Source organism: Acinetobacter sp. WU_MDCI_Abxd143, from assembly GCF_025514195.1.
Classification (GTDB): Bacteria; Pseudomonadota; Gammaproteobacteria; order Pseudomonadales; family Moraxellaceae; genus Acinetobacter; species Acinetobacter pittii_H.
On the sequence record NZ_JAHPTH010000007.1, the window covers coordinates 40,853 to 55,131 of the forward strand.

Sequence of the window (14,279 nt, forward strand, 5' to 3'; positions counted from 1 at the left end):
GCTTACATGGTTAAGTCATGTAATGTCTTAATCTATTGACCAAAATAAGCTAAAGCGATGCTCTGTATTTATTATCGCTTTAGTAATCAAGTGCCTCTACTGAAACTTAGTAAAAAGTAGAATCACCCCTAATACCCATAAAATTGAACCAATCACCTTATTAATCTGTACTTGCTTGGCTAACATTTTCTGTCTCAGTAGCATGGATGAAAACAGCACAGCCACCAGTGAAAACCATAAGAAATGTGCAAATGACATAAAAAAGCCATAAGCCAAAAGAATAGTTTTAGGCGTAGTTAAACTCACAATTTGCGTATAGGTACTAATCACAAATAGCGTGGTTTTAGGGTTCAGGGCGTTAGTAAAAAAGCCGTACTTTATGGCTTGAAAAGTACCTATAGACGTTAAAGCAGTGGTGTCTAAAACAGGTTTTTGAGTAAAAGTCTTATAGCCAATATAGATTAGGTAAAGCGCGCCAATATACTTAACAATATTCAAAATTTGCGGCGTATAAATCATCACAAAGGCAACGGCGACTAACGTATAAGTCACATGCACCAACACGCCAAGCGATATTCCGAGTGAAGTGAACACACCTATTTTTCGACCGTACAAGTAACTATTTTTGGTCACGATCGCGAAGTCAGCGCCGGGGCTAACCACCGCCAAAATTGTAATGAAAATAACTGCAATAAACTCTGCCATTATCTTGTTCCCTCACTGAAAACGATGGGATTAATCTGTACTTTTTGGAATGTATTTGAGAGGGCGAAAGCACTACTTAAAATTGCTCTTCTTTTTGCAAGAAATGCGGAGGCTTTACATTTATGAAAATAGATATAGATATTCAATATATTTTTCATCATCTAAAATGGGGTTTAATAAAGATGATTTTTATTTTGAACAGAAACTTAAAAATAAAAATCGATAAAAACGACTTCACATCTATGAGTTTTTGGAATGATTGAAAGAATATCGTTGAATTCACTAAAATTTTTCTATTTTGTGGCGAAGTATGGCAGCGTCACTTTAGCTGCAAAGAAATTATTTGTGACGCAAAGTGCGGTTAGTAAACAAATTTATAATTTAGAAGAAGCTTTAAATACGACTTTGTTCGACCGAAAAAATAAAACACTTGTGATGACGGAGCAGGGTGAAATTTTACTGAGTTGTTGCCATCAAGTGTTTGGTCAACTCGATGAATGTTTAATAGAACTCAGCCAGCCTAAAACTCACAACAAACAACTGGTCTTGTCGTGTGAACCGACTCTTTCAATGAAATGGCTCATTCCACGGTTATCAAAATTTAAAAAGCTTGGTCATGATTTTGAGGTTGTGCTACTCACAGCAGGCGGCGTGGTCGACTTTGAAAAAGATAATATTGATATCGCGATTCGCAGAAATGACTTTGAATGGGGAGAGCATATTTATAGCGAAAAAATTGCCGATGAATATATCGCTCTAGTTCAAGCAACCAAGCCATCGGAAACCAACGACGTACTCATTTCGACTTCTAGACCAAAGTTTTTCAAAAACATGAGCCGCATTGCTGAGTTAACGCAGAGTCTAAAAGGCTACACCAAAGTTGAACTCGAACATTTTTATCTGTGTTTAGAAGGCTGTTTGGCAGGACTTGGCGCAACAGTCATCTCAATTTTTATGATTGAAAAAGAGCTTGAGTGGAACTTACTGAAAAAAATTTCACCTGTTGTGCAAGATAATTCAGCCTATTTTTTACTTTCTCATAGCGCTTTTGAGGAAGATTCACGCAAAACCATATTTTTAGAATGGCTAAAAGCAGAGATGAATGAAAGTCAGCACACATTACTTTAGGTTGATTCTTTTTAACTTAAATTTTTACTATTAAGTATTTGAAAATTATAATTAATATTTAAAATGATTAAGGTGCCGTGTGAGCGCCGTATCTTGAATTTCTGTTGTCTAAAATTCTCTAAGATGAAAAATATTTAACTTCATACTTATTTATTAAACCCTAAACATGAATTTCACTCAGTTTGTAATGAGACTAAATCATTTTTATTCATGTTCTGATTGCGGTATAAATCTATTCATGCTCTGAAGCGCTCCAGTAATTCACTTTGGTAAGACCATAAGGCACAAATCTGACAAGTCTGGAAAGTTTAAAAAGAGCAAAAAGTTTTTATTTAGGTTTTATCTCAGAAATTAGGGTACTGATCACAATGAGTAAAGAATTTACATTTACGATTAAGAGTATTTGTTTCGATGAGAACTATCGTCCAGCAGACAATACACGTATTACAACCAACTTTGCTAACTTGGCAAGAGGGATGAGCCGCGAAGAGAATTTGCGTAATACATTGCAGATGATCGACAATCGTTTCAATGCCTTAGCTCATTGGGACAACCCTAAAGGCGACCGCTATGGCGTTGAACTTGAAATCATTTCAGTTGAAATGAACATTGATGCCGAAAACCGTACAAGCGGGCTTCCTTTAATCGAAATATTGAAAACCAATATTGTTGATAAGAAAACCAATGAACGCATCGAAGGTATTGTAGGCAACAACTTCTCGTCTTATGTACGTGACTATGACTTTAGTGTGCTTTTGTTAGACCACAACAAAAACAAGTCGACTTTTAGCACGCCAGAAAAGTTTGGTGAATTGCATGGTAACTTGTTTAAGAGCTTTATTAACTCTGAAACTTACAAAGCCAACTTTAAAAAGGCGCCTGTAATTTGCTTAAGCGTTTCGACGACTAAAGAGTACCACCGTACTGAAAACGAACATCCTGTTTTAGGTGTTGAATACAAGCAAGAAGACTATTCACTCACTGATGAATATTTCCAAAAAATGGGCTTAAAAGTTCGCTACTTCATGCCGCCAAATAGCGTTGCGCCGTTAGCGTTCTATTTTACAGGCGATTTGTTGAGTGATTACACCAACCTTGAGTTGATTAGTACCATTAGTACGATGGAAACATTCCAAAAGATTTACCGTCCTGAAATTTACAACGCAAATTCAGTGGCTGGAAAATCTTATCAACCAAGCTTGAAACACGAAGATTATTCACTTACTCGAATTGTGTATGACCGTGAAGAACGTAGCCGTTTGGCTATTGAGCAGGGGAAGTTTGTTGAAGAGCAATTTATCAAACCATACCAAGCGATTCTTGAGCAGTGGTCTGCTAATTACGCTCCTAATTAATCAACATACGGGTCATTATCATGAAAAAATTATTACCAACTTCAACTGCTGGCAGCTTACCAAAACCGTCTTGGCTTGCAGAACCTGAAAAGCTTTGGTCGCCTTGGAAACTTGAAAATGAAGGCTTAGTTGAAGGTAAAAAAGATGCGTTACGTTTGGCGTTGCACGAACAACAACTTGCTGGTATCGACATTGTGAGCGATGGCGAACAAACTCGCCAGCACTTTGTGACCACGTTTATTGAACACTTAAATGGCGTAGATTTTGAGAAGCGTGAAACAGTTCGTATTCGTGACCGTTACGATGCAAGCGTACCGTCTGTAGTTGGTGCGGTGTCTCGTCAAAAGCCTGTGTTTGTTGAAGATGCGAAGTTTTTACGTCAGCAAACCAATCAACCAATTAAATGGGCATTACCTGGCCCAATGACCATGATTGATACGCTTTACGATGGTCACTACAAGAGCCGTGAAAAACTTGCTTGGGAATTTGCAAAAATCTTGAACCAAGAAGCGCGTGAGTTAGAAGCTGCTGGTGTAGACATTATTCAGTTTGACGAACCTGCATTTAACGTATTCTTTGACGAAGTAAATGACTGGGGCATCGCGACTTTAGAGCGTGCAATTGAAGGTCTTAAGTGTGAAACTGCGGTGCACATTTGCTACGGTTACGGCATTAAAGCCAACACTGACTGGAAAAAAACATTAGGTTCAGAATGGCGCCAGTACGAAGAAGCTTTCCCGAAACTTCAAACGTCTAACATTGATATCATCTCGTTAGAATGTCACAACTCACATGTGCCTATCGATTTACTCGAACTCATTCGTGGTAAAAAAGTGATGGTCGGCGCAATTGATGTTGCATCTAACCAGATTGAAACACCAGAAGAAGTGGCTAACACACTGCGTAAAGCGCTTCAGTTTGTAGATGCTGACAAGCTTTACCCTTGCACAAACTGCGGCATGGCGCCTCTTTCTCGTGAAGTGGCACGTGGCAAGTTAAATGCTTTAAGTGCAGGTGCAGAAATCGTTCGCCGAGAACTGACTGGTTATGATCTTACTGCTTAATATTTACCAATAAGTGGTATAAAGGGTTACTTTTTTGATAGCAGTTGATAATCAAACAAGTAACCCTCATTTTACTTACTACATGTCGCTCTAATCAGATCGCATGTCGATAGTACCTTCCTGATGGAGTTGGGCGGTATAGCAAACACACAGGACAAGGTACGGTTCAATTTAGGAATAATGTCATGGTTCAAGCAACAGACTTTAGAAATGCAATGTCTTTACTCACAAGTGCAGTTAGTGTTGTGACCACGGCAGGCATGTCTGGCCGTTTTGGATTTACTGCCTCTGCTGTTTGTAGTGTGACTGACACACCGCCGACATTATTGGTGTGTATGAACCAATCTGCGAGTTCACATGCACATTTCCTAGATAACAAAATCTTAACTGTGAATGTTTTAGGAGCACACCACGAACATATTTCAAAAGCATTCTCATCTAAACTCACACCAGAAGAGCGCTTTAAACATGGCACATGGATTGAGTTAGAAACGGGTTCACCTGTGTTGGATGATGCTTTGGTAAGTTTCGACTGTGAGATTGAGCAAATTCAACAAGTTGGTACACACACGATTTTTATATGTCCGATTGTGGCAATTAAACAAAGCCAGCATGACCAAAGTTTGGTTTATTTTAATCGTGCTTATCACCAAGTGGGGCAGACAGAGATTGTCTAAGCCCACTTTCCGTTTTGTTATTTCAAATTAAAAGTTAAAAGACAGAAATCAATAAGCATGGATCGCTTCACTTAATTTGAAAATGCAATTAAATATAATATCTAAAATAATAATTAAGTTAATCTAATGAAAAATAATAAGAAATTTAATAACTTGTCATGAACGCTACATTGACACCTCTAAACTCTCAGATTATGCTTTGCGTGCTGGCCTACATTGCCAGCTGGCTTTGACAGGCCAGAACCTAAGTACATTGAAAAAACTTGTTTTTTTAATGTAGACTCGTTCGTCCCCCTTTTTTTGTTGCGGTAGGACGGAAGGGGGACACCCTCGGGTGTGCTGATTCTTAGGTTCAGTCTGTCAACCCTCTTTCGTTCTGCCACCATTATTTGACAGTAATGCGGTAGGACTTCTTTTACCTAAGGAGTCGCTCATGCGCAACATTTCTATTTTGTTGGCTCTCGAAGCCAAAAGCTATAACGACACAGCTTAAAAATTTACAGCAGCTTGAACGCCATAAGGTTTTCAGGCTCTAAGTCATTTTTACTTAAAACTTAGCAAAACAAAACTTGAGATGTGCCAAGCACCGTCTTACGGCTTTGCTGTGCCTTTTTTTCTCCCAGAAAGGGCACAGGCTTTTTATCTCATTTAGAAACAACAAGAATTTATAACGGTAAAACGATGCCAACTTTAGAAATATCTTCCAAAAAATTACAGGTGGTGCAAACCGCCATCCAACTCTTTACCACGCATGGATTTCACAATGCAGGCGTAGACCTGATTATTAAAAAATCCAAAATTCAAAAAGCCACATTTTATAACTACTTTCACTCGAAAGAACGCCTTGTTGAAATGTGCCTAATCTTTCAAAAAAGCCGACTTAAAGAAGAGGTGCTGGCAATTGTCTATTCACACAGCTACCCAACCGCAGCCGATAAACTCAAAGAAATTGTCCGCTTACATGTTGATGTAAATAGCCTTTACCATCTTTTGTTTAAAGCCATTTTTGAATTAAAACTGCTTTATCCACGGGCTTACCGCATGGCTGTTGAATACCGTAAATGGCTACTAAAAGAAATTTTTGATCTGGTCTTTAGTCTGGAAACCAACAAACCCAAACCCGATGCCAATATGGTTTTAAACTTAATTGATGGCTTGATGCTACAGCTTTTAAGCTCTAACAGTTTGAATGAACGGGATGTGGTGTTGGAGAGGTTTTGGGGGAGGGGATATTAGTTTTATAAACGACAATATTTGTCGTAGTGGTAAAATTTTACCTTATAAAAAAGTAACTTAATGGTAATATTGCATCAAACAAATATTGTGAAACTTAAAAAGAGAAAACAGTGACTAATCATTTAAGAATAACTATAGCAATACGAAAGGATAATGTTGAAAATTTCGGCTTATTTTATATGAAAATTTAAAGAAGGCTGGAGGGTAAAAGGCATAATATTTTTCAATGTAAATTTTAAGAATAAATTTAAAATTAAATAGTTTTATATTTCATGAAAATTTAGTTTAATTACTTTGTTTTTATTGGGGGAAGATTATGAAAAACGAAATTATGAGCAAATCAGAAGTATGGGGATTGATTGCTCTTTTTTTAGGTTTGGCTAGTTATACTACTTTTATGTTTTATCTTCTTGCTAAAAGAAGTGAAGGGTTAAATTATTTTGATGATTTATCTTCTTTTAATTATAAAATAGCATATTTACTTTGCTTTTTAATTTTTATATTAAGAAAGTTGACTGCAAAATATAAGAGTAAATTAGCTTTTATGCCATTTTTGGCAGGGGTGCTTTTATCTGTCATGTTCTTTATCGTTATTTTATAGTAATAAATTTTAGAGTATTGAATTGTAAATAAGTCAGATGTTTGAGAATTATTGGTGTTTTATTCTGGTTGGTTGAATTTTTTAGATTCTAGATTTTTTTATAAAAGCAGATTGGATTAAAGGGGGTAATATTAATTTTAATTTTTATATTGGGGGTGTTCTGAATTTAATATTTTAAAACGGGTTAAACAAAATAATATTTTTACTTTAGAATAAAGGGGTTTTTATGAGTGGTTCATTAGTTTTACAAATAAATGATATATATAGTGCTGTAAATGATTTAAATACAGCAACTTCATCTGGAGATAATAGATCTATAGATAAACAAATATCAGCATTATCTCTTACATCTTCGGTACTAAATTTCGCTATACAAGCTTCTCCACCAGGTGCTTCAGATTATTTAACGGGAGTCAAATATCAGGTTGATGCAGCTTTGACAGGTGCAGCTTTAACTCAGGCTATGATTAATATAGATCAAGGAAATTACTCGGGAGCAATATCCAATACACTAGCAGCAATGTCTACAGCAACCGGTCTTGCAGCTCTCGCCGTAGATAAACCTGGTTTAAGTACTGCATTGAATGGCCTTTCAGGATTTTTGGGATTAAGTTCCAATATTGCAGAGAAAGGGCCTGAAATAGGAGATGCTTTAGCTCAAGCCCTTTCTGAAATACAGAAAATGCAACATGACGGTACATTCCCGGAACTAGATCCAGGTTTAATGGCTGGTTTTGCTGGTGAAGTATTAGAAGGGTGGTCAAAAGAGTTCTATAGTTGGTTCCCAGATGATTGGAATCCTTGGAAAAATATCGATCGAAATAGTGATGGTGTAAAAAAGTATCATATTTATGATCCAGTTGTCTTAGATCTAGATGGGGATGGTATTGAAACGATTGCTGCCAATAAATGGGCTGGTGTGTTATTCGATCATGATAATGATGGTATCCGTACATCAACAGGTTGGGTTGGTTCGGATGACGGTATCCTAGTATTGGATCGCAATGGTGATGGTGTCATTAATGATGGTAGTGAGTTATTTGGTGACAGTGTAACTTTGAAGGATGGTAGTCAAGCAAGTAATGGTTATGCTGCTCTAGCTGAGTTTGACAGTAATGGCGATGGTAAAGTAAATGCTGAAGATACAAACTTTGAGCAGCTTAAAGTTTGGCGTGACCTAAACCAAGATGGAGTTAGTCAGACGAATGAATTATTTGGTTTAACTGAGTTAGGGATTCAATCTTTAAATTTAAATCATACAAATACTGATACTGCGTTGGGTAATGACAACATCTTGGCTCAAACTGGAAGCTTTGAAACTCTAGATGGTCAAAGCCATATAATGGGAGATGTCAATTTTAGTTTTAATAGTATCTACAGCAGTTTTAATAACGCTATCGAACTAACAGCAGAACAACAACAAGCTGCAAATCTACAAGGTGTTGGACGTGTTCGTGATCTTAGAGAAGCAGCTGCTTTATCTCCAGAATTAGCAGAAACATTAAAAAATTATTCAAATGCAGAAACTAGATCTGAGCAGTATGATCTATTAGATCAATTGATTTTAAATTGGGCAAAAACTGATCCAGATTATAAAGAAGCAAATGAATTGCAAATGGTATCTTGGGTTAAAACTGCTAATGAAGGTATAGCATTAACCCCAGGACAAGCATCGACAGGTACTTTAAGCTCACCATTGTCACAAGAATCTCAGACAATGTTAGATAAGATTCATTATATGCTTCCAATATTAAATGCATTTTCTGGTTCAAAATCTTCACAAATTTATTATGACAATGAAGCAGATATTAAGAATGTATTTAATACTATAAATAATGCATATATGAGTTTGAAAGAAGGGATTTACACTGGCTTACTTTATCAAACTCGCTTAGATGATTATCTGGCAGAGATTAAATTTAATTTACAAGCATCAAATCCATCTGAGTTGTTTGATTATTCTGGAATTCAGGAAAAACTAGAGCAAACTTTTATAAATAATCCAGAGAAAGTATTTACAGATTTAATTGATTTAGTAAACCATCATCCTGATGTTTTAACTAATTGGTTGCCAGAAGGAAAAGAATTATTAATTAATTATTTAAGTAAAGTCGTTGATCAGGAACTATGGGGCGATTTAGTGCCTAAAATCGATCTAAAAACATTCGATGACTTAGGTTTTATTATCGGAACAAAATTAGATGATACTTTAAATGGCACAGTTCAAGATGATATTTTAGTAAGTGCTTCAGGAAATGACATATTAAATGGTGCTGCTGGTTCCGATACTTTAGTTGGAGGCAGTGGCAATGACAAGCTGTATGGCGGAGCTGGTGTAGATATCCTGATCGGTGGTACAGGAAATGACAATCTGGAAGGCGGATATCATGGTGATACCTATATCTTCTCGAAAGGCCATGGGCAGGACATCATTACTGACTACAGCGGTGGTTATGCCGGTGATGACATTATCAAGTTTACAGATGTGAAGTTTGAGGAAGTGAAGTTCCAGAAAGAAGGAACTGACCTGAAGCTATCTGGTTATAACGAGGGTGACGGGATTACGATCAAGGGCTTCTTTAATACTTATTACGACATTGAGAAGTTTACTTTCTCTGACCAGACCATCACCATGGACTATTTCCGCCAGAACGGATTGACCTTTGACGGTACGGATGCAGGTGAGACAATTACAACCTGGTCTTATAAGAGTGTTGTTAAGGCTGGTGCGGGAGACGATATCGTGACTGCTTCAGGCTATGATGATGTGCTTGACGGAGGCAGTGGCAATGACAAGCTGTATGGCGGAGCTGGTGTAGATATCCTGATCGGTGGTACAGGAAATGACAATCTGGAAGGCGGATATCATGGTGATACCTATATCTTCTCGAAAGGCCATGGGCAGGACATCATTACTGACTACAGCGGTGGTTATGCCGGTGATGACATTATCAAGTTTACAGATGTGAAATTTGAGGAAGTAAAGTTCCAGAAAGAAGGAACTGACCTGAAGCTATCTGGTTATAACGAGGGTGACGGGATTACGATCAAGGGCTTCTTTAATACTTATTACGACATTGAGAAGTTTACTTTCTCGGATCAGACCATAATATCTTCAGATATCCCTAAGATAGGTTTAGAGATTATTGGTACAACTGGTGGTGATACATTAACAGGTAATATTGGAAAGGATAGTCTAATCGGTGGTGCTGGAAATGACATTCTAAATGGTGGAGATGGTAATGATCTTCTGAATGGTGGAGCAGGCAATGATACATTGAATGGCGGAATAGGTGCCGATACTGCAATTTTCAAAATTTTAGAAGGTTTGGGAAATGATGCTACAGGTGGTAATGGCATTGATACATGGTCAGACTTCACGGTTTCCCAAGGAGATAAAATCAATATTTCTGATTTAATCATTGGCCAAGCTAGTAAAGAAAATCTCGATCAGTTTGTATCATTTGAAAAAAGCGGTTCAACAGTTACGCTAAGTTTGGATAGAGACGGAAATGATGTGAATTATTCAGCTACCAAGCTATTAATTTTAAATAATCAAACAAATGTGGCTAGTTTGGATGATTTAATTAAAACTGATGTATTTATAATTTAGTTTCATCACTGATACTTTAATTTAAATTTTAAAGACTGAATAAAAAACCGCTATTAGATAGCGGTTTTTTTATCTGCACCTTCTATAAAGAACTTTCATACTCCACATACCCATCTTCAATTGCAGGAATAATCTCTACAAACTCAAAGTAGGGCACTGTACAAAACTCAGAGTCTCGAATCGCATCAATCACAAAATAATAATCTTGCAGAGATGTGGTTTCAAACACAGCAATATCACTGGCTTTAGTGCTAAAAGCTTCAACGTCATACCACCGAACTTTTACAGTCGGGTACTTCTCAAAAATAGGTTCAAGCTTTTGTGTACTAAACTCAGCCCGCTTTTCACGAGCTAAAGCCAACCAAGCAGGCAATGCTCTTAAATGAATAAAAAAAGTATAGGTTCTAGACATAACCACTCCATGACTGGGTCGAGTTGTAGTTCAACTGAAAAAGCAGCATTTACTTGTCACATCAATATGACTCAGTCAGTATATGAGTGATTACTCACATTAAATACTCGCATTTCGGCTCATGTCAGAAACACTTCCAGACCCACGCAAACGCCCGCGTCAAGCTCGCTCAGTGGCTACCTTTGAAGCAATTCTAGAGGCGGCTGCTCGCATTTTAGAGACGTTAGGCTTTGCTGGATTTAACACAAATGCCGTGGCTGAACTTGCTGGCGTAAGCATTGGTAGCCTATATCAATACTTTCCATCTAAAGATGCCTTAATCGTTGAGTTAATTCGACGTGAGCGGGCTGAGCTTTCAAATCGTATCGTTGAAGCTATACAGCAACACAACATCGCAGACTTAAAAGAAAAACTAATACTCATCATACATGCTGCTGTACAACATCAATTGAGCCGTCCGCAGTTGGCACGAACCTTAGAATTTGCTTCTGAACTTATTGGAAAAGACATTGAAGAAAGAGAACTTCAACACGAACTTGAAACCATAATTTCTGATCTGTTTATACGCTCAGGTATTTCACATGCACAGTTAGCCGCACAAGATGTGATTGCGTTAAGTAAAGGAATGATTAACGCGGCAGGCATAGCAGGGGAAAACGATTTAAACCATTTACAGCAGCGAGTTGAAAAAGCTGTATTTGGTTATTTAGATCTGGATTAATAACCTATAAGCATGAGCATATAACTGTCAAAAGCTCTTTAATGAAAAACACCTTCCAAATACGAAATTTGAAAGGTGCTTTTATAGGGTTTATATCTTTACGAACGAATTAGACAGTCGGTAAAGCATGCAACAGTTGATCAGTTAACTGATTTACCGATGTGAAAGAAATCGTGTTAATTAAACTGCCGCCAGTTGGGTCAGGTTCACCAACCGCAATACCTTCATTCGAACCTACCGAGCCGAGAATATTTCCTAAAATAGTATCTATACCAAGGCTGTTGTCGTCAGAGCTGCCATTGTCGATAGAAATTATTCCATCAAGACCACCCAAGAAACTACCATCTCCACTGTCAACGCCACCAATAATCGTAGTGATTGAACCTAATAGGCCACCGTTTTCAGTGACTAGGTCATCACCTACAATATGCTGAATAATGGTCGAAGCCGTTGAACCATTAGTAAGCAGTGTATTAATTACACCAGTGAACGAGCCACTTGCACCATCAAGGTCAACGCCTGCAAGGTCAGAAATAGCCTCAAGCGTACCGTTAACACTATCGCGTGAAGTCTCGAAAAGTAGTTTTCCAAGGTCTGCAAAATCACCTACTGGATGCTCTGCATCTGGGAATACACCAATAATTGTGTCGGCAATCGTATCAATACCTGTGTTAATCAAACCTGTTTTTAGGCTCTCTAAATTTTGTAGAACGTCGATACCACTTTGAATAATACCTGTAATTGGGTTATCGCCCAGATCTCCACCAATACCGCCAATAATGCCAGTAATTGGGCTCAAGATATCGCCTGTACCTTCACCACCAATAAATGAGAAAGAGTTACCTAATACATTAATTGGAGTGGTGATAGGAGCAGTAACATCAACATCATCACCATTACCGTTGCCAATACCGTAATTATGTTCACCGTTACCTGATGCAATGCCATTTAATAGGCCATCACCAGAGCCATTGCCTGAATCACCAGAACCAATCACGCCACCTGAAGTGTTGCCGTTATTGGTTGTGTCATTGTCATTGACTGTATTTGAAGTGGTTGTCGGTGAGATATTAATAGAGTCTGTCGAAGAGCCACCTATACCTGATAAAGCATTACCTAAAATGTTCAAGCCACCAGTAAATGGAATTGTAAAGTCTGCGTCGTCACCATTTCCGTTGCCAATACCGTAGTTATGTTCGCTATTACCAGACGCTGCACCATTGAGTAAACCGTCACCAGAGCCATTACCAGAATCGCCAATGAGGCCGCCCGAATTAGCATTATCAATGGTGTCATTATCATTGACTGTGTTAGTCGTTGTGGTTGATGCAATATTTACCGAGTCACTAGATGAGCTGCCAAAGCCTGAAATCGAGTTTCCAGAAAAGTTGAGTATGCCAGTCAGTGGGAATGTGAAGTCTGCATCGTCACCATTACCGTTGCCAATGCCATAGTTATGTTCGCCATTGCCAGAAGCAGCGCCATTGAGTAGGCCGTCACCAGAACCGTTTCCAGAACTTCCGCCAACAAGTGCACCACCATCATTGCCATTATCAGTTACGTCATTGTCATTAACCGTGTTGATGCTTGTGGTTGGGGCAGTATTAATTGAACTAGAAGATGAATTGCCAATGAGCGAGAAAGAATTACCAGAGAAGTTTAAAACCCCAGTAATTGGGGCAGTGATATCCGCATCATCACCGTTGCCATTACCAATGCCGTAGTTATGTTTGCCGTTGCCAGAAGCCGCACCGTTCAACAGTCCATCGCCAGCACCATTTCCTGAGCCACCGCCAATTCCGCCACTGTTGCCATTATCAATAGTGTCGTTGTCATTAACCGTGTTTGAAATCGTTGTTGGGGCTGTGTTGACTGAACTTGATGAAGAATCACCAATGAGAGTAAATGAATTCCCAGATAAGTTCAGAACACCAGTAATTGGAGCAGTAATATCAACATCATCGCCGTTACCATTGCCAATACCGTAGTTGTGCTCACCATTACCTGAAGCTGGGCCATTTCCAGCCCCATCACCTGAACCATTGCCGGAGCTGTCCAGTGCACTCACTCCACTATCACCATTGCCGTTATCAGTAGTGTCATTGTCATTAACTGTATTTGAAGTAGTGGTTGGTGAGGTATTCACTGAACTCGCAGATGAGTTGCCAATTAAAGTAATTGAATTACCAGAAAGGTTGAGAGGAATAGTAATTGGGGCAGTAATGCTTGCATCATCAGCAATACCATTTCCGATTCCGTAATTATGTTCCCCGTTTCCAGAAGCGATTCCATTGAGCAGGCCATCACCAGAACCATTGCCTGCACCCGAGCCATTACCGTTAATAGTATTGTCGTTGTCGTTAACATTATTTGAAGTCGTTGTTGGAGAGTTGTTGACTGAGCTTGAAGATGAGTTGCCTATGAGTGTAATTGAATTACCAGAGAGGTTGAGAGGAATAGTAATTGGGGCAGTAATACTGGCGTCATCACCAATTCCATTTCCAATACCGTAGTTATGTTCTCCATTACCTGAGGCTGCACCATTTAATAGCCCATCGCCAGAGCCATTACCTAAATTATTGCTTGTGTTACTATTTTCAGGAAGTGGGATAATATTAGTAATCGAAGATAAAATACTTTTAATAAACATAATCTATTTCCATGTGATTTGTTTGAGATGTTTTTATTACTATTGTTTTATTATGTGCGTTAAGCCCCATAATTGAGAAAGAGTATTTAATTTTTTGCTATTTGAAGTCAAGTTGTG

General features: G+C 38.2%; 11 protein-coding genes. 8 read left to right on the forward strand and 3 right to left on the reverse strand.

What is annotated here, in order from left to right:
* Positions 1–96: 96 nt before the first annotated feature.
* The gene (locus tag KTI79_RS13220) at positions 97–705 is read right to left on the reverse strand and encodes a LysE family translocator (RefSeq protein WP_086375856.1); all 609 of its coding nucleotides are present in this window, start codon (positions 703–705) and stop codon (positions 97–99) included.
* Between the two features lie 255 nt (positions 706–960).
* Between KTI79_RS13220 and KTI79_RS13225 the strand changes: the two genes are divergently transcribed.
* The 7 genes from KTI79_RS13225 to KTI79_RS13255 all read left to right on the forward strand — a co-directional run bounded on the left by KTI79_RS13225 (position 961) and on the right by KTI79_RS13255 (position 10,379).
* Positions 961–1,833, forward strand: coding sequence for a LysR family transcriptional regulator (locus KTI79_RS13225; RefSeq protein ID WP_032055230.1), 873 nt, complete (start codon positions 961–963; stop codon positions 1,831–1,833).
* A 368-nt stretch (positions 1,834–2,201) separates the two neighbouring features.
* Positions 2,202–3,188 (forward strand): DUF1852 domain-containing protein, encoded by a 987-nt coding sequence (locus tag KTI79_RS13230; protein WP_000031350.1) that lies wholly within the window; start codon positions 2,202–2,204, stop codon positions 3,186–3,188.
* A 20-nt stretch (positions 3,189–3,208) separates the two neighbouring features.
* Positions 3,209–4,252, forward strand: a complete 1,044-nt coding sequence (locus tag KTI79_RS13235) for a methionine synthase (RefSeq protein WP_016803246.1) — start codon at positions 3,209–3,211, stop codon at positions 4,250–4,252.
* A 185-nt stretch (positions 4,253–4,437) separates the two neighbouring features.
* The gene (locus tag KTI79_RS13240; protein ID WP_032055233.1) at positions 4,438–4,929 is read left to right on the forward strand and encodes a flavin reductase; all 492 of its coding nucleotides are present in this window, start codon (positions 4,438–4,440) and stop codon (positions 4,927–4,929) included.
* A 681-nt stretch (positions 4,930–5,610) separates the two neighbouring features.
* The gene (locus KTI79_RS13245) at positions 5,611–6,165 is read left to right on the forward strand and encodes a TetR/AcrR family transcriptional regulator (RefSeq protein ID WP_032055235.1); all 555 of its coding nucleotides are present in this window, start codon (positions 5,611–5,613) and stop codon (positions 6,163–6,165) included.
* A 316-nt stretch (positions 6,166–6,481) separates the two neighbouring features.
* Positions 6,482–6,766: a hypothetical protein gene (locus tag KTI79_RS13250; RefSeq protein ID WP_032055237.1), complete on the forward strand. Its 285-nt coding sequence runs from the start codon at positions 6,482–6,484 to the stop codon at positions 6,764–6,766.
* A gap of 226 nt (positions 6,767–6,992) precedes the next feature.
* Positions 6,993–10,379, forward strand: a complete 3,387-nt coding sequence (locus KTI79_RS13255; RefSeq protein WP_086375855.1) for a calcium-binding protein — start codon at positions 6,993–6,995, stop codon at positions 10,377–10,379.
* An 82-nt stretch (positions 10,380–10,461) separates the two neighbouring features.
* On the opposite strand, the gene KTI79_RS13260 is transcribed toward KTI79_RS13255, so the two are convergent.
* Complete coding sequence (locus tag KTI79_RS13260) at positions 10,462–10,791, reverse strand: darcynin family protein (protein ID WP_016803340.1); 330 nt, start codon at positions 10,789–10,791, stop codon at positions 10,462–10,464.
* 121 nt (positions 10,792–10,912) lie between these two features.
* Here KTI79_RS13260 and KTI79_RS13265 point away from each other — a divergent pair, with 121 nt between their 5' ends.
* Entirely contained in the window at positions 10,913–11,512 is a 600-nt protein-coding gene (locus KTI79_RS13265) for a TetR/AcrR family transcriptional regulator (protein WP_032055243.1), read from the forward strand.
* A gap of 109 nt (positions 11,513–11,621) precedes the next feature.
* Here KTI79_RS13265 and KTI79_RS13270 read toward each other — a convergent pair whose 3' ends face one another.
* Positions 11,622–14,162 (reverse strand): beta strand repeat-containing protein, encoded by a 2,541-nt coding sequence (locus KTI79_RS13270; protein ID WP_032055245.1) that lies wholly within the window; start codon positions 14,160–14,162, stop codon positions 11,622–11,624.
* Between the last annotated feature and the right edge of the window lie 117 nt (positions 14,163–14,279).